Genomic DNA, 17061 nt, shown 5'->3' with positions numbered 1-17061 from the left:
TCAGTCGGTACCACCCAGATGGAGGGCGCTAAGGTCGAGCAGGTGATCACAGCGTGACGCCAGTTCCCGGTCATGGGTGGCAAGCACCAAAGCGCATCCGCTATCCCGTTGCATGGCGAACAGGCAGTCAGCCACCTCATCGGCGGTGTTACGATCAAGGCTACCGGTGGGCTCGTCTGCCAGTATTACCGCCGGCGCCATGGCAAACACCATAGCCAGTGCGGCCCGTTGTGCCTGACCACCGGAAACCTGGTCCGGGTACCGGTCCGCCTCTGCACCAATTCCCAGCCGTTCCAGCCACCCGCGCTCGTGGCCAGCGGCGTGCCCGGCGAGATGCGACCGCAGGCGCACGTTGTCCTCCAGGGACAGTGCCGGCATCAGGTTTGCCTGCTGGAATACCACACCGATCGAGCGGCGTCGCAGTTCGGTCCAGCGCGCATCGGAGTCGGAATTTACCGATTCGCTGAATGATTCTCCTGTCACCGTGATGTTTCCCTTATCCGGCACCTGCAGGCCGCACAGCAGGTTCAGCAGGGTACTCTTGCCAGAACCCGAGCGGCCGACAACAGCCAGTGACTCACCCTTGGCAAGATTGAACGACAGGTCTGTCAGAACAGTGACCGGCTGGCCACCGCTGCTGAACCTTTTGCTTAACCGTTCAACGACCAGAACAGGATCCGCCATCATACGCTCCGCTGAATGGTTGGTTCCGGATCTTCACCCCGGCGGTAGGCACGCCATTCCCGGAACTGTTCGAGATAGGACAGCAACACCGGAATCACAGCCAGCACCAGCAGTGTCGACAGCCCGAGACCAAAGGCGATGGACGTCGCCATGGGAATCAGGAACTGGGCCTGTAGCGAGGTTTCAAACAGCAGCGGCAGCAGGCCGCCAATCGTGGTCAGGGAGGTGAGCAGAACTGCGCGCACCCGCTGCACGGCGGCCTCGTTGAGGGCATCGGTAATGCCCAGGCCTTTCTTCCGCTGCTGGTTGTAGAAAGCGACCAGAATGATCGCGTTATTCACCACAATGCCGGACAGACCAAACAGCCCGAACAGCGAGAGTATGGTGAGTTGCAGGCCCATCAACCAGTGGCCGATCAGCCCACCCACCAACGCAAAGGGAATAATGGCCATCACTATCACCGGCATGCTCCAGGAAGCGAACACCCAGGCCAGCACCACGTACATCAGGCCCAGGCCGATGATCAGGCCGGTTTTCATGTCGTCCATGGTTTCGCGCTGGTCCGCTGCCCGCCCTTCAAAGCTGTAGCGCAGGTTGTACTGGCTGGCCAGCGACGGCAGCACTTCCTCTTCCAGGCTGGCGATGATCTGGTCGGCCGTGCTGATACGGGTATTGAGAGAGGCTGTAACCTCAACCGCCAGTTCCCCCTCTGCGTGCCGCAGTGCCTGAAAGCCCTGGCGGTGATCCAGGTTCATGACCTGAGTCAGCGGCACAAAACGCCCGTCCGGTATCCGCACTGTCAGCTGCGACAGGGTGGCCATGCTTTCACGCTGCTCACGGGGCAGTTGCACCCGCACTTCCACCTCATCCCGCCCGTCCTGGTAAATCTGGGCAATGCGGCCGTCAAACGCAGCCCGCAACTGCCCACCCAGGTTCTCGGTGGTCAGGCCCAAGGCTTCACCATGGGCGCTGACCTGGTAAATCAGCTGTTCCCGCCCCCAGGGCATATCGTCCTCGGTATCAAGTACGCCGGGCAACGAGCGCAGGGATTCGTTGAGGGACTCGGCAGCCTGTTTCAGATCAATGGCGTGCTCCCCCATCAGCCGTACGTTCACATCCTTACCCGGCGGGCCGGACTGGCGCTCAGAGATGGTCAGGTTATCCAGTCCGGCGGGAAGATCCAGGCGATCCCGCCAGGCAGTGATGAATTCCGGGTTGCGTACCTGGCGCCGATCCGAGGGCACCAGTTCCACCAGGATGGAGCCCAGTTCGTCCCCGGTTCGCGTTGTGCCCTCCGCACCCTGGGTCGTGCCGTGGTTGGCAACGGCATGCAGGATCAGGTCACCGCCCAGTGCCGCTTCGGTTTCGTTCAGTGTCTGCTGCATTTCAGCGACAAAATCATCCACGGTTCCCCGGTTGGTGCCAGCCACGAAGCTGGCATTGGCATAGAGCACCGAAGGCTCGGGGGTCGGAAAGAAATTGAATCCCAGCCGGCCGCCCGCCAGCAGCCCCACCGTCAACAAAGCCACCGCCAGAGCGGTGGCCAGAGTGATGCCACGATGCTGGAGGGTGTAACGGGAGGCCCTGCGGAAAGGGCCTTCCCGGAAGCGGTCAAAGCCTGTTTCAAACCGTTTACGCACGCGTTCTATGGGGCCGGGATCTGACTGTTTGCGCTTGCCGGGGGTAAAAGCGTGGCGCAGGTGAGCCGGCAGCACGATAAAGCACTCCAGCAGCGAGGCAATCAGTACGCAGATCATCACCAGGGGAATATCCCCGAGAATATTGCCAATGACACCGCCCACCACCAGCAGCGGCATGAACGCCGCCACGGTGGTCAGTGACGACGCCAGAACCGGCCACACCATGCGCTTCGCAGCCCCCTCCGAGGCATAGATGGACTCCTCTCCCATGCGGGCATGGGCGTCGGCGTCCTCCCCCACCACAATGGCATCGTCAACAATGACCCCCAGCGCCATGATCAGTGCAAACAGGGAAATCATGTTGATGGAGCCGCCGATACCCCAGAGCACTGCCAGCGCCGCCAGAAAGGCGGTGGGAATGCCAATGGCAACCCAGAGGGCTACCCGGCCCGGAAGAAACAGGTACAGCAGGATAATGACCAGAACCAGGCCGCCCAAACCGTTCTTGATCAGCAGTGAAATGCGGTCATCCAGTAGTTGCCAGGTTTCGTCATAGACTTCCAGTTCAACGGAAGGAGGCAGCACCGGCCGGGTATCCGCCAGCCAGTTCTCAAGCACCCCGGCGGCTTCCAGGGAGTTGCCGTCCTCGGCGCGCTGGAGCTGGAGCTCCACCGCAGGGTAACCATTGCGGGTAAGCTTGACCTGACTTTCCCGCGCTTCCTGGCGGATAATGGCAATGTCGCCAAGGTTCAGCTGTGTGCGTTCGTCGCTGAGCACCGGTATGGTTTCAAAGGCCTGGGGGCTGCGACGCTGCTCCACCGACCGGAGCTCGCGGGTGGCGTCCTGCTGCCCCATCATGCCGGCAGGCAGGTCGCGGGAGATGGCCCCTACGCGGTCAGCAATCCGATCGAGGGACAGGCCCAGGGCTTCCAGGCGTTCCACCGGCACATCAATGCTGATCTGCTGCTCCGGCAGGCCGCGAATGGATACCCGGTCGATGCCCCGTGACAGCAGCTCATCCTCGTATCGGTAAGCCAGTTGCCGCAGCTCTGATCGATCCATGTCACCATAAACCAGCAACCGGCCGACGGGTTCGTATCGCTCAAACCGGGTTACCTGGGGTTCTTCCGCTTCCGCTGGCAGGTTGGTGAACTCATCCACCTGCTGGCGCACATCATCCAGGGCCTGGATAGGGTTGGTATTCTCGGTGAATTCCAGGGTGATGGACGACACCCCCTGGGCGGAGGTGGATGTCATCTTTTTCAGCCCCTGGACGCTGCGCAAGCGCTGCTCCAGCGGGTTGGTGATGCCCTGCTCCACGTCTTCGGCAGAGGCACCGCTCCACACCACCCGTACGCTGACAATATCCAGGGCAAAGTTGGGAAAGAACTGGATATTCATCCTGGTCAGCGCCAGGGTGCCGCCAAGCAGCATCATCAGCATCACCAGATTGGCGGCGACCCGGTGGTGTACAAAGAAACCGATTACACCACGGCGGCGCCTCATTCGCCCGCCTCCGGCTCAGCGCCCGCCAGCTCCACCTTCAAGCCGGTCATGGCGTTGGGAAGGTGGGTGATAATAAGGGTGTCGCCGGCGTCAAGGCCCTCGGCCGACACCAGAACCTGGCGCTCGCCGTTGGAGGCCCTGGCCTCACCCAGGCGCTTCACTGTGACACGCTGCATGCGGTAATCATCCGTCATCCGATAAACACTGTCGCTGCCATAGAGAGCACTGTAAGGGATGGCAATGGAATCCTGTCTTGGCGGCCTTTCCAGCGTAACCGGGAGTAACCCGCCCGGGCGCAGGCCACCGGTATCGCCGTTCAGTGTCAGAATCGCTTCGGTACCGGCAGGGTCACTGGTGCCGGCAAAGCGGGACAGCGTAAAACGGTGCCGACCATCGCCGGTCGCCGCCTGCAGGTCCTCACCAGCGTTCACGGCATCCAGCAATTCCTGCCGGAAAACATCCGCAACTCTGGCCCTCAGCTCCAGCCCCTGGTCAGGGTAGACGGAAAGCAACGGGGCATTCTGTGATACGCGGTCGCCCTCCGCCACCTGAATAGCGGTCACAATACCGTCGAACGGGGCCGCAACCGTCGCTCTCTCGGCATCCCGCCGCGCCGAAGTCAGTGCCGCCTGGGCCCGGGCCAGCCTGGCCTCCAGGCTTTGCAGGCGGGATGGGTGTTCATCGACGGCCCGCTGCCGCGCAGTGACCGTCAGGCGGGCGCGAGCCAGGACGTCCGCAGCTGCATCCAGGGTTTCCTGTGACGACAGGTTGCGACCGACAAGCGATTGGGTTCTTTCAAACTGCCGCCGCGCGTTCTCCAGAATGGCCTTCTCGCCTGCAAGTGCCTCGCGGTCGTTCGCATGCCGCACCTGTTCCGAGGCGATCTGGGCCCGGAGATCGTTTACGTCTGCCTCTGCCTGGTCAACCAGGGGTGTCACGTCGGCACTGTCCAGGGCAACCAGCAGCTCTCCCGCTTTCACCCGCTGCCCTTCCTGCACCGGCCGGCTGCCAATCCGCCCTGCCAGCGGCGCAGCGATGGTTGTCTGTTCCGGCGCTACCAGTTCGCCATACAAGGACAATACCGGCGTATGGGTATCAGGCCTCACCGTCATCACCTCGATCAGCCAGCTGCGCTCTTTGGCGCTGACCGTGTCCGGCTCGGGCCGGGTGACCTTGAGCAGAATGAAACCGGCAACACCGACGGCAAGTATCAGCAGGGGAATAATTCGTTTCAACATGGTTTTTCTGACCAATTGCGGTGTGTAAGCCCGGATAAATACAGGCTCTTTACTATACAGCCGGAACGCAGTTTTGGATCCGGACCCGTTAAGGCGCCTCAATATAGCGCATGTTGGCTTATTGCCGGAAAGAATGAGACTTTGGTCTTAATTAACGCTACTTTTCATCAAAAATCTGATCTAATTCACAGTTCTGTTATACGCTTATCTTATCTACACATTTCACGGCCAGAGTCAGCCCGATGCCGGCATCCCCAGACCTCGCGCATGGATAGCTATAAAGACTCCCTGAAAGAACTGGCGCGACCTTACCGTAAAGCAGTACTGAAGGCGCTGCTGCTGGTGACTCTCGTTGGCGCTACACTGTTCTCGTCGATGAATTTCCTGAAAGGCAGTTACCCGCTCGCCCTTGTTGAAATCGCAATGGGTATCTATGCCATCGTCGTTTACCGGGCAATCCGCCACACCCGGCATCTGGAACGCTGGATTATTGCCTACCTGATTCCGTTCTTCACCGCCATGATGTTTGCAATGGCCACCCCACGCTCCACCTCCGCCGTACATGCCTGGGTATTGCTGATACCCATTGTTTCCCACCTGCTGTTGGGGCGAAGACTGGGACTGGCCGTTTCTGCCATCTACATGGGAATCGCAGCGGTTATCTTCCTGTTCAGGCACCAGGACCAGCCAGAAATGATGCAGGCCCTGCCAATTACCAACATCGCCATGATTTCTCTGTGCATTCTGGTGTTTTCACATGTTTACGAAGTCACCCGTGAAACGTCCGAACGCAAACTCATGAAAACCGCGCAGACTGACCCGCTGACCGGGCTCGCCAACCGTGCCCGGCTCAGCGATATCTTTGAGCGGGAAAAACATCGGGCACAGCGGTACAGTTTACCGATATCCATACTGGTTCTGGATCTCGACCACTTCAAGAACGTCAATGACGACCACGGCCACGAATCCGGAGACCGGGCGCTGCAGCACGTTGCCCGTATTTTCAGGGAATGCCTGCGTGCCACCGATCTCCCGGCACGCCTGGGAGGCGAGGAATTCGGCATTCTGCTCAGCAACACCAACAGCCAGCAGGCCATGGAAGTTGCTGAAAAAATCCGCATAGCCGTTGCCTCCACACCCCTGACCATCAGCAACAATGTGATTCGCCTGACACTCAGCGGCGGCGTCGCTGAACTTGGAAGCGATGGCCATACCCTGCGGGATCTGGTCCGCGAGGCGGATATCCGCCTTTATACAGCCAAGAATACCGGCCGCAACCAGATCATCCCCGCGCTTTCCCCATCAGCCACGGCAGCCCAAACCTGATCACACCCATCGACAGCGCGCCAGGGTGTAGTAAAGCAATGGCACCACAATTATGGTGAACACCGTGGACATGGCAAGACCAAACACCAGCGATATCGCCAGGCCGTTGAAAATCGGATCATTCAGTATGAAGTAAGCACCCACCATCGCCGAGATCGCCGTCAGGGCTATGGGTTTGATCCGAACGGCTCCGGCCAGAACTACGGCCTCCCCCACCTCCACGCCTTCATCAATCAATTGCCGGATAAACACCACCAGCAGAATGGAATTGCGGACAATGATCCCCGCCAGGGCAATCATCCCGATCATGCTGGTGGCGGTGAACTCCCGTCCCAGTAACGCATGGCCGGGCATAATGCCAATCAGCGTCAGCGGTATGGGCGCCATGATCACCAGGGGCAGGATGTAGGAGCGGAACTGCGCCACCAGCAGCACGAAAATCATGAATACGCCCACGCTGTAGGCGGCGCCCATATCGCGGAAGGTTTCATAGGTGATCTGCCACTCGCCGTCCCATTTCAGGGTGCCTTTTTCGGGTAACACCGGCTGACTGATGAAATACTGCTCCGGCGCGCCCGGATCCTGCTCCAGCCGTTCCACCGTGTCGAACATGCCATACAGGGGTGAATCGATCTCACCGGCCATGGCCGCAGTCACGTAGGTCACCGGCAGCAGATCCTTGTGATAGATCGCACCCATCCAGTCCGCTTCCCGAACCTCGGCGATGCTGGCCAACGGCACCATCTGGCCGCTGCGGCTGCGCACGTTGACAGACATCAGGGCAGAGGGCTGGGCCTTGTCCCCCTCACCAAGGATGATCCGGATCGGCACCGGATACTTGGCATGTTCATCATGCAGGAAGCTGACACTCCGACCGCCCAGGGCCGTTTGCAGGGCCATCACCACCTGCGCCTGGGAAACCCCGAGGCGGGCTGCCCGGGACCTGTCCACCACCACCTCCCACTGCCGGGTAGGCGCTTCGAGGGTGGTATCGATCTCTACCAGACCTTCCACTTTGCCCATTTTTTCGGCCACCTGGAGGGCCAGCTCGGCACGGCGCTCGTTATTCACGGCGTAGATTTCCGCCACCACCGGCGACAGAACCGGGGGACCCGGGGGTACTTCGACCACCTTCACCTCGGCATTATACCGGTCACCAATCTCAGTCAGCGGTCCGCGCAGGGACTGGGCGATGGCGTGCGACTGCCGTGCCCTGCTCTCGTCACCAACGAGGTTGATCTGGATATCACCCTGGTAAGGTCCGCTGCGCAGATAATACTGCCGCACCAGGCCGTTGAAATTGATGGGGGATGCCGTGCCGGCATAGGTCTGCCAGTTGACCACCTCGTCTACGGTCTCCAGGTAGTGACCCATCTCCAGCAGTACCCGTTGGGTCTGTACCATGGGCGTGCGCTCGGGCATGTCCACCACGATCTGCAGTTCGGACTTGTTGTCGAACGGCAGCATTTTCAAAATCACGGCCTGGAACACCGGCAGCGAAGCCGCCGCAACCGTCACCAACACCACACCCAGGGCCAGAAGCCGGCGGCGCCAGGAATGGTCACCCAAAAATGGTGAGAGGACTGCCCGGAAGATCTTCAGAGCGCGGGGACTGACCCCCTCGGCGGAATTCGAGGCTTCTTCCGCATCTTCCGCGGCCTGACCCTTCTTGTGTCGCAACAATCGGAACGCCAACCAGGGTGCCACCACAAAGGCGACGATCTGGGAAATCACCATACCTGCGGAAGCATTGATCGGAATCGGGCTCATGTAGGGGCCCATCAGCCCACTGACAAAGGCCATCGGAATCAGCGCCGCCATGATGGTCAGGCTGGCCATGATAGTGGGGGTGCCCACTTCGTCCACTGCCAGTGGGATGATTTCTTTCACCGCACGGCGGGAGTTCTGGATCCGACGGTTGATGTTTTCGGTGATGACGATACCGTCATCGACCAGAATACCGATGGAGAAAATCAGCGCGAACAGGGACACCCGGTTGAGCGTAAAGCCCCAGGCCCAAGAGAACACCAGGGTCAGCAACAGGGTGATCATCACCGCAATCCCGACAATCAGCGCCTGACGCCAGCCCATGGCAGCCAGGACCAGAATCATCACTGCCAGGGTGGCGGAAATCAGGTCCGATATCAGCTTGCGGGCCTTCTGTGAAGCCGTCTCACCGTAATCACGGGTAACCAGCACTTCCACATCCGCCGGCAGAGCCCGGTTGCGTAGCCGTTCCAGGCGGTTTTCGACGGCGGTGGTGATATCGATGGCGTTCTCACCGGGTTTCTTGGCGATGGCCAGCGTGACCGCAGGGTAAACCTGACCGGGCTCACTGGAGGAGCCGACTTGCGCGCCCGGGCCAAAGCCGGTCATCACGCTCTGGTCCGCGACAGTGCCACCCCGACGGACCCGTGCCACATCCTCCAGCCGCACGGCAGCACCGTTGTGCATGCCTACCACCAGGCTGCGTACGTCCTCCACTGTCTCCAGCAACGTGCCCACCTGCACCGGTATCGACAGATTGTTGCGGGTCACCCGGGTTTCCTGGCTACTGGCGTTCGCCGCCCGAAGGGCCTTCTGGATGTCGCTGACCGTCAGTTGAAAACCGGCCAGCAGGGCCGGATCGAAGACAATATCAACACGATCAGGTATTCCGCCCACGGTGTAGATATCCCGGGTGCCCGGCACCCGCTTGAGGGCCACCTCCAGCATATGGGCCAGGCGGGTGAGCTCCTCACCGGTGTGACCGTTTACCGGGTCGTAAAGTGTCAGGGTCATCACCGGAACATCGTCAATGCCCTTGGGCTTGACCAGAGGCTGGGTCGCACCCAGATTGGCAGGCAACCAGTCCTGGTTGGAATAGACCTTGTTGTAGAGGCGGACGAGCGCCTCCTGCCTGGGCACACCGACCTCGAACTGGACGGTAATGATTGCCTGGCCCTGACGCGATACCGAGTAAACGTGCTCAATCTCGTCAATTTCGCTCATCACCTGTTCTGCGGGAATAGCGATGGCGCTCTCCACTTCCCGGGCACTGGCACCGGGGAAGCCCACCATGATGTCGGCCATGGTGACGTCAATCTGCGGCTCTTCCTCTTTCGGGGTAATGATCACCACCAGGATACCCAGCACCACCGCCAGCACCGCCAGCAACGGCGTCAGTTTGCTATCCTGGAAAACCCGGGCAATGGCGCCGGAAGGTCCGACGCGCTGCTTTTCTTCGCTCACCGCCCCTCCTCCCCGCCAGGCTCGGCGGCCTCAGGCAGATTCAGGCGCTCACTCCCCACCAGAACCGAAGGATCGGTCACCACTCGCTCGCCCTCACTGACACCTGCCAGAATTTCCAGGCTCTCGCCATCGCGGATGCCCGTGCTTACCTGGCGAAGGCGAGGCTGGTCGTTGCTGTCCAGGATATACACTGCTCTGAGTTCACTGCGATGGATCAGGCTGCTGGCCGGCACCCAGAGGCTCTCGCGACTGGCAACCGGAATGCTGACCTTCACCAGCATACCGGGAAACAGGGAGCCGTTAGGTTCATTCAGGCGCATCCTCAGCCGGAAAGTGTGACTTGCCGGATTTGCGTAGGGGTAAAACGTCATCTCGCCGGTTTCCAGTACCCGGCCATCGGCAAGCTTGACCCGGGCCTGGCGTTCAGCACGTGCCATCTCCGCGTACTTCTGTGGCAGATCAACCACTACCCGCAGTTCTTCCAGGGACAACCCGCTAAGAAGCGGCTGACCGGGGCTTACGGACTCACCAACTTCCACGTGGCGCTCGGTGAGAATGCCGTCATAGGGCGCTTCCACCCGGGTATAGGACAACTGTTCCTCGGCTACGGAGACCGAACCTTTGGCACTCGCTACCCGGGCTCTGGCAGCGGCCAGGTTATTCCGGGCCTGGTCAAACTCCTGGCCAGATACCAGTCCCTGCTCGTGGACCGACTCGATCCGGTTGAACTGCTGCCGCGCATCCGTGAGCGCCGCTTCGGCTTCTTCCAGTCCGGCCCGGGCCTGGCGCAGCCGCGAGCGTTGCTCACTGTCCTCCAGCTGAACGATCAGGTCACCGGCGACAACCGAGTCATCAACATCGTAAGGCAGTTTCTGGACAGTGCCGCTGGTCTGGGCAGAGACGGTGCTCTGCTGAACGGCTTCAATGATGCCATCAAGATGAATGGTTTGCTGGAATGAGCGCCGCTCGACGGTTTCAAAGGCAGGTTGCGCAGAGGCAAGTGCGGGCAATATGAACACAAGAATGAAGAAAAGGTGACCGGGATGGCGCATGCCGACCTCACAAAAAGGTTATAAGAATATTCCAGTTGCTGATCGAAGTTTAACAGGGAGGCTGTGCCCTTACATTGAGTACGGACAAAAAAAACCCCGAATGGCGGAGTTGGCTCCATTCGGGGCACAATGTCACCCGCCGGCTATGGGAAGCGGGTAACCGCCATAATCATGGTTTACCAACGAGCAGTCAGAGCTGCGCGAACTGTACGGCCAGGCTCGTTGACCTTGAAAAACTCCTGCCCTAAAGCATCGGACTTGCTCACGTGCGGCGCCCAGGTTTTATCGAACACGTTATCCAGGGCCCAGGTGAAGCTCAGGTTCGCCATCACCGGGTGGGTTCCGGAAAGATTGAATACGCCGTATCCCGGAGAAGTGCCCGGGTCGAGGCCCGATTCCTCATCGATACGATCCTGTCGGCGCGCCAGTTCCCACTCGGCACCCAGCGTATGACCCTGATATGCCCACGCCAGTGTCTGGACAAACTGAATCGGCGGAATACGGGGCAGAGGCTTGTCTGCATCCCGGTTTTCACCGCGCACAGACGCCAGCTTACTGGTGGCGCTCCAGCTGCCATTGGTCCAGCCCAGCTCACCCTCTACGCCAAGCAGGCGGGCGTCGATATTGGTATAGCGATCCTGCGAACGCAGCACATAGTCATCCACCTGATCCACCCAGACAGCCGGGCGCCAGTTCCAGTTGCCCTGGTGACCGGACAGGCCGATTTCCAGTTTGTTATGGTTCTCGGTGTCCAGGCCCGGATTACCAACCCAGGCAAGCATCTTGTTGACATAGCGCTCAGTTACCCCGGGGCTACGTACACTGTGACTGGCCACCATATCCAGCCGCCGATTCCGGGCATAGCGCCATTCACTGCTGACAAAACCACTGAAATTATCATCCGCGGCGTCAGTATCCGTAGTACCGTAGACCTGCTCATAAGCCTTGGCAGCACTCATTGGCACCATGGTTCCGTCCATCCTTCTGAGCATGTAGGTGTCGTCAGCCCTGGTCGCTTCCATTTCGACACGGTCGTAACGCACGCCGGCACCCAGTTGCAGGTCAGGCTGAATGCGGGTGAACTGTTCGAGGAACATACCGACCCGATCCCGCTCTACACCCGGCCACATAAAGGATGCCACAACGCCTTTATCAACGTTGTTCAGGGCGGCATCCCAGTCATTGGTCTCGTAATCGACGCCAACTGCCCAGTCGGTGCGATCACCGGCCCGCTGATCGAGAGTCAGCCGCACTCCCTGAGTGCGGGTTTCCGAGGCTGTCAGCATTTTCATCGGCGCAGTCTGCTCACGCAGGCTGAAGTTATCCATCACATGGTCGACATCCGCCTGCCAGGACATCAGGTTCCAGCCACCATTGGCAACCGGCGCACCGAATTCCAGGCGATACATATCGGTGTCGGTTTTCGGCGCATCCATTCCCCGACCCGGGAATTTTACATCCCGTTCTTCCTGACGGCTGGCCATGCCCCTGGTATAAAAGCCGTTATCCGCGGTCCAGGCTGCATCCACCCGGCCTTCGGTATTCTCGTAAGAACTGCGCACTTCCCTGTCATCGCCGTCTTCGTAATCATCGGCTTCGTCATGGCCCCCGGCCATCCGGATGTATGTATTTTTGTTACCTGCAGCGGCGCTGCCATTGACCAGTTTGCCGTCACCATTATCGGAGCCGCCCAGAGTCAGGTGGCCGGTGGTGAGGTTGCCGGAGGCAAATTCAGGCGCCGCAGTGGTCGCCACAATCTGGCCGCCAGCGATCGGGCCCCAGCGCAGAGTACGGTTATCGGTGCGTACTTCGAGCACAGGTGCCAGGGCCGTGCTCAGGCGACTTGTCGGAGGATCCATACGGCTCGGGCAGGCACCCTCAACACGCATACCATCCAGCAAAACATCCACCCGCTCTTCATTCTGGCCACGGATCACCGGGTCCAGACCCCGGCCCCCCATACGAGACAGCGACACCGAAGGGCTGGAAGACAAACGCTCAACCGGTTCAGACTGAACTGCCGCCTCGGACAGCCGCGCCGCTTCTACGGACCGGCCTTCGGTTACCCGAATCAGCAAATCGTCTTCTGCGGCAGTCTGACCATAGACAAGGGAGGTGCCGGCACAACCAGCCAGAGCCAGGCTGACACAACGCGCCAGATGTTTCTTTATCATGCGGATGGATCCTTGTTACTGCATCAGTCGTTTTGGAGTGAGGAACATTGCTGAGGATTGTATGGTGCAGGGCTTATGTTGGCTTGAGACAGAATGCCGCACCCATTTTGGGGTATTCCGTATAGGCAACTGGTCCGACCTGAAGAACTCACTTGCCAAAATACGCACCTCTGTGGTGCAATCAGTGCCCTTTTTTCTTTGCAGCCGCTTTTTTTGCGGTATTCAATACGCGTATTCCGAAGGCCAGACTCACATGACTGCAAGACTCGACGAAAAACTGCAACCGATCTTCCAGGACGTACTGCACCGTAACCCTGGTGAAAGCGAATTCCACCAGGCCGTCCATGAGGTTCTGGAAACCCTCGGTCCCGTTCTGGTGAAATACCCGGAATTTGCTGACAAAAAAATCATCCAGCGCATCTGCGAGCCCGAGCGCCAGATCATTTTTCGCGTGCCCTGGCAGGACGACAGCGGCGAGATCCATATCAACCGCGCCTTCCGCGTCGAGTTCAACAGCGCCCTGGGGCCCTATAAAGGCGGCATGCGTTTCCACCCGTCGGTTTATCTCGGCATTATCAAGTTCCTGGGTTTCGAGCAGATCTTCAAGAATGCCCTGACCGGCCTGCCGATTGGCGGCGGCAAGGGTGGCAGCGACTTTGATCCCAAAGGCCGATCGGACGATGAAATCATGCGTTTCTGCCAGAGCCTGATGACCGAACTGTATCGGCACCTGGGCCAATACACAGATGTTCCCGCCGGAGATATCGGCGTCGGGGGCCGGGAAATCGGCTACCTCTTCGGCCAGTACAAGCGTATAACCAACCGTTACGAGTCCGGGGTGTTCACCGGCAAGGGGCTGGAGTGGGGCGGCAGCTGCGCCCGCACCGAAGCCACCGGTTACGGCACGGTATTCTTCACCCATGAAATGCTCAAAGCCCGGGGCGATTCGCTGGAAGGCAAAACCGTGGTGGTTTCCGGTTCCGGTAACGTGGCTATCTACGCGATCGAAAAGGCCCACGAACTCGGCGCCACGGTCATCGCCTGCTCCGATTCCGGCGGCATGATCGTGCACGAGAAAGGAATCGACCTGCAGACTCTCAGGCTCATCAAGGAAGTGGAGCGTCGTCGTATCAGCGCCTACACTGAATTCCACAAAGATGCGCGATATGTGGAAAATGGCAACATCTGGACCGTGCCCTGTGACGTGGCACTGCCCTGCGCCACCCAGAACGAGCTCAACGGCAAAGATGCCAGGACTCTGGTTGAGAATGGCTGCATCGCGGTGGCCGAAGGCGCCAACATGCCCACCACACCGGAAGGCATCGATATCTTCCAGAATGCCAGGCTGGCCTACGGCCCGGGCAAGGCCGCTAACGCCGGCGGTGTCGCCACGTCCGCACTGGAAATGCAGCAGAACGCCAGCCGTGATTCCTGGAGCTTTGACTACACCCAGAAGCGGCTTGAGGAAATCATGATCGATATCCACAAGAACTGTTATGAAACTGCCGCCGAGTTCGGCCTGGAAGGCAACTACGTGGTGGGCGCCAACGTTAGTGGCTTCCTCCGGGTTGCCAGGGCGATGAACGCCATGGGCGTCATCTGATCCGGCCATGATCAGCAGGGAACCTCCCCAGCCTGCAGACCGGATCTCTACCGGGCTGACCGGGCTGGACGAGGTTCTGGACGGCCTTCGCATTGGCGATAACGTGGTCTGGCGCGTTTCCGACCTCGAAGACTATCGCCGGTTCGTACTGCCCTTTCTGGACGCTGCCGCCGATTCCGGCCGCCAGATCATTTATCTTCGCTTCGGCGAACACCCACCCATTATTGAGCGGCATCCGGCGGTCCGCACCATCGAGATCGATGCCCTTGGCGGTTTCGAAAGTTTTACCAGCCGGGTATGGCATCTGATCGAACAGCATGGCCGTGGCGCCTTTTACGTGTGCGACAGCCTCAGTGAACTGCTCAATGCCTGGGCCACCGATGCCATGGTGGGGAATTTCTTCCGGGTGGTATGCCCGTTCCTGTTTGAACTGGACACAGTGGCCTGGTTTGCCCTGCATCCGGACCGCCACTCCCGCATGACTCTGGACCGCATCCGCGAGACGACCCAGGTGATGATCGATGTCGATCGACACGGCGACGAGGTACAGATTCACCCGATCAAGGCCTGGCGCCGCCAGTCACCCACCATGTTCCTGCCCCACCGGGAACACAACGGCCAGTTTCAGCCGATCACCGACAGCAGCGATGCGACCCGCCTGCAAGCCAGCCTGGAGCTGGAACACCTGCAACGCCAGCCACTACTGGATTACTGGGATCGCCTGTTCCAGGAAGCCGGTCGGGCACTGTCCGAACAGGATGAAGGCTGCATTGCCGATCTGCAGGAGCAGGTGTTGCAGGTACTGATCAGCCGGGACCCACAGATTCTGGAACTGGCGCGACGCTATCTGTCACTTGAAGACCTGCTGGGCATCCGCGGCCGGCTGGTGGGCAGCGGATACATCGGCGGCAAGGCCACGGGCATGCTGATTGCACGAAACATCCTGCTGAAGGATGCTCCTCGCCTCTGGCAGCAATACCTGGAGCCACACGACTCCCGCTATCTCGGCACCGATGTCTACTATGCGTTTCTGGTCCACAACGGGCTGTGGCCGGCGATCATGCGCCAGCGGTCAGAGACCGGTTACCTGAGCGAGGCGCCGGCGCTGAGAGACGATATTCTCTGCGGCCACTTCCCCGATGAAATCCGTACAGAGCTGGAGCGGCTGCTGGATCATTACGGCCAGTACCCCATTCTGGTGCGTTCATCAAGCCTGCAGGAAGACGGATTCGGCAACGCTTTTGCCGGAAAATACGCGAGCGTGTTCCTGGTCAATCAGGGCGCGCCGGAACAACGGCTGGCGGCGCTGGAAAATGCCATTCGTGAGGTGTATGCCTCATCCATGAATGAAGATGCGCTGCGCTACCGCAAACAACGGCGGCTGGACCAGAGGGAAGAGCCCATGGCCCTGCTGATCCAGAGGGTCAATGGCCGTTTCCGTGGCCGTTACTACCTGCCGGATGCTGCCGGTGTGGGCGTCTCCCGTAACACCTTCGCCTGGGACAGCACCATGGATCCGAAAGCGGGAATGGTGCGGATGGTCATGGGATTGGGCACCCGTGCGGTGGACCGGATTGAGGGTGACCATGCCTGTGTCATGGCGCTGGACCAGCCCACCCGGCAGCCTTTCCGCAACCAGGAGGAATCCTACCGCTACTCCCAGCATCTGGTGGACCTGCTGGATATCCAGGACGGCACTCTGGATACCCTCCCCCTGAGCCAGTTGCTGGCAAACACCACCGATCTGCCCATGACACACCTGGCCGAAGTGGACCGGTCAGCAACCACTCGCGCGGAACAGATCGGAATGAAAGGCCCTGTCTGGCGCCTGACTTTCCGGCCACTGGTGCAGCAGGGGGCCTTCATTTCAAGGCTTTCCCGGCTGTTACAGACCCTCGAGGCCGGTTACCGGCACCCGGTGGATGTGGAATTCACCCTGCACCTCGACGAACAGGGAGATCCGGCGTTCAACCTGGTTCAGTGTCGCCCCCTGGCTACTGTTGGCGAAACGGGTCCGGTCAACATCCCCGAACAGGTACCGGAGGAACGTATTCTGTTCCGCACCGAAGGTCACTTTATGGGCGGCAACATCAACCTGGCAATTCATCGGGTGATCCGTGTGGATGCACCGGTCTACGCAGAACTCAGCACCAATCAGCGCTATGAGGTAGCCCGCCTGGTCGGTGAGCAGGTCCGATCCACCAGCACACCGACCCTGCTGATCGGACCTGGCCGATGGGGTACCAGCAGCCCGGAACTGGGCGTTCCGGTGCGCTTTTCGGACATTGCCGGCATAGCCGCACTGGTGGAAGTGTCGGAAAATGCCGGTGCTATGGTCCCGGACCTGTCCTATGGTTCCCACTTTTTCCAGGATCTGGTGGAAACCGGTATCGCCTACGCCGCTCTTTTCCCTGAAACCGGCTACTGCCGGTATTATCCGGATCATCTTCAGCAAACCCCGCCCCCGGCAGCGCAAACGCCTTCGCCCAGCACTGCGGTGCAGGTCCATGACCTCGGTCACCGGCCGCTTCAGTTGCGAGGCGATATCGTGCGCCAGCAACTGCTCTGCTATTTCCCCGATTGATCCGCCGCAATCGCACACGCAAT

At 60.0% G+C, this 17061-nt stretch carries 9 protein-coding genes; 3 read left to right on the top strand and 6 right to left on the bottom strand.

What is annotated here, in order from left to right:
• From DIT72_RS06545 to DIT72_RS06535, 3 genes are read right to left on the bottom strand one after another with little or no spacing between them, the layout of a single operon-like run.
• The gene (locus DIT72_RS06545; RefSeq protein ID WP_168355025.1) at window positions 1-684 is read right to left on the bottom strand and encodes an ABC transporter ATP-binding protein; all 684 of its coding nucleotides are present in this window, start codon (window positions 682-684) and stop codon (window positions 1-3) included.
• Window positions 684-3830 (bottom strand): efflux RND transporter permease subunit, encoded by a 3147-nt coding sequence (locus tag DIT72_RS06540; protein ID WP_135954353.1) that lies wholly within the window; start codon window positions 3828-3830, stop codon window positions 684-686. The genes DIT72_RS06545 and DIT72_RS06540 overlap by 1 nt, the downstream gene beginning before the upstream one ends.
• Complete coding sequence (locus tag DIT72_RS06535; RefSeq protein WP_135954352.1) at window positions 3827-5068, bottom strand: efflux RND transporter periplasmic adaptor subunit; 1242 nt, start codon at window positions 5066-5068, stop codon at window positions 3827-3829. Before DIT72_RS06535 ends, DIT72_RS06540 begins: the two co-directional genes overlap by 4 nt.
• 267 nt (window positions 5069-5335) lie before the next feature.
• Between DIT72_RS06535 and DIT72_RS06530 the strand changes: the two genes are divergently transcribed.
• Entirely contained in the window at window positions 5336-6394 is a 1059-nt protein-coding gene (locus DIT72_RS06530) for a GGDEF domain-containing protein (RefSeq protein WP_135954351.1), read from the top strand.
• Here the strand turns inward: DIT72_RS06530 and DIT72_RS06525 are convergent, their stop codons facing one another.
• The 3 genes from DIT72_RS06525 to DIT72_RS06515 all read right to left on the bottom strand — a co-directional run bounded on the left by DIT72_RS06525 (window position 6395) and on the right by DIT72_RS06515 (window position 12851).
• On the bottom strand, window positions 6395-9625 hold the full coding sequence (locus DIT72_RS06525; protein ID WP_135954350.1) for an efflux RND transporter permease subunit: 3231 nt from the start codon (window positions 9623-9625) through the stop codon (window positions 6395-6397).
• Window positions 9622-10677 (bottom strand): efflux RND transporter periplasmic adaptor subunit, encoded by a 1056-nt coding sequence (locus DIT72_RS06520; RefSeq protein ID WP_135954349.1) that lies wholly within the window; start codon window positions 10675-10677, stop codon window positions 9622-9624. Before DIT72_RS06520 ends, DIT72_RS06525 begins: the two co-directional genes overlap by 4 nt.
• A 176-nt stretch (window positions 10678-10853) precedes the next feature.
• Window positions 10854-12851: a TonB-dependent receptor domain-containing protein gene (locus DIT72_RS06515; RefSeq protein WP_135954348.1), complete on the bottom strand. Its 1998-nt coding sequence runs from the start codon at window positions 12849-12851 to the stop codon at window positions 10854-10856.
• Window positions 12852-13104: 253 nt separating this feature from the next.
• On the opposite strand from DIT72_RS06515, the gene gdhA reads away from it, so the two are divergent.
• Together gdhA and DIT72_RS06505 are read left to right on the top strand one after the other, a co-directional pair.
• Window positions 13105-14454: an NADP-specific glutamate dehydrogenase gene (gdhA, locus tag DIT72_RS06510; RefSeq protein WP_135954347.1), complete on the top strand. Its 1350-nt coding sequence runs from the start codon at window positions 13105-13107 to the stop codon at window positions 14452-14454.
• 7 nt (window positions 14455-14461) lie between these two features.
• Complete coding sequence (locus DIT72_RS06505) at window positions 14462-17038, top strand: PEP/pyruvate-binding domain-containing protein (protein WP_135954346.1); 2577 nt, start codon at window positions 14462-14464, stop codon at window positions 17036-17038.
• Window positions 17039-17061 lie beyond the last annotated feature (23 nt).

It is taken from the genome of Marinobacter orientalis (assembly GCF_004792665.1).
GTDB classification, from domain to species: domain Bacteria; phylum Pseudomonadota; class Gammaproteobacteria; order Pseudomonadales; family Oleiphilaceae; genus Marinobacter; species Marinobacter orientalis.
This window is presented reverse-complemented; position numbering and strand designations above follow the sequence as displayed.

Excerpts from the sequence above, each read along its gene's own strand:
- DIT72_RS06505 (WP_135954346.1), top strand. The coding sequence starts at position 14,462 with ATGATCAGCAGGGAACCTCCCCAGCCTGCAGACCGGATCTCTACCGGG.
- gdhA (WP_135954347.1), top strand. The coding sequence starts at position 13,105 with ATGACTGCAAGACTCGACGAAAAACTGCAACCGATCTTCCAGGACGTA.
- DIT72_RS06545 (WP_168355025.1), bottom strand. The coding sequence starts at position 684 with ATGGCGGATCCTGTTCTGGTCGTTGAACGGTTAAGCAAAAGGTTCAGC.
- DIT72_RS06530 (WP_135954351.1), top strand. The coding sequence starts at position 5,336 with ATGGATAGCTATAAAGACTCCCTGAAAGAACTGGCGCGACCTTACCGT.
- DIT72_RS06515 (WP_135954348.1), bottom strand. The coding sequence starts at position 12,851 with ATGATAAAGAAACATCTGGCGCGTTGTGTCAGCCTGGCTCTGGCTGGT.
- DIT72_RS06540 (WP_135954353.1), bottom strand. The coding sequence starts at position 3,830 with ATGAGGCGCCGCCGTGGTGTAATCGGTTTCTTTGTACACCACCGGGTC.
- DIT72_RS06520 (WP_135954349.1), bottom strand. The coding sequence starts at position 10,677 with ATGCGCCATCCCGGTCACCTTTTCTTCATTCTTGTGTTCATATTGCCC.
- DIT72_RS06535 (WP_135954352.1), bottom strand. The coding sequence starts at position 5,068 with ATGTTGAAACGAATTATTCCCCTGCTGATACTTGCCGTCGGTGTTGCC.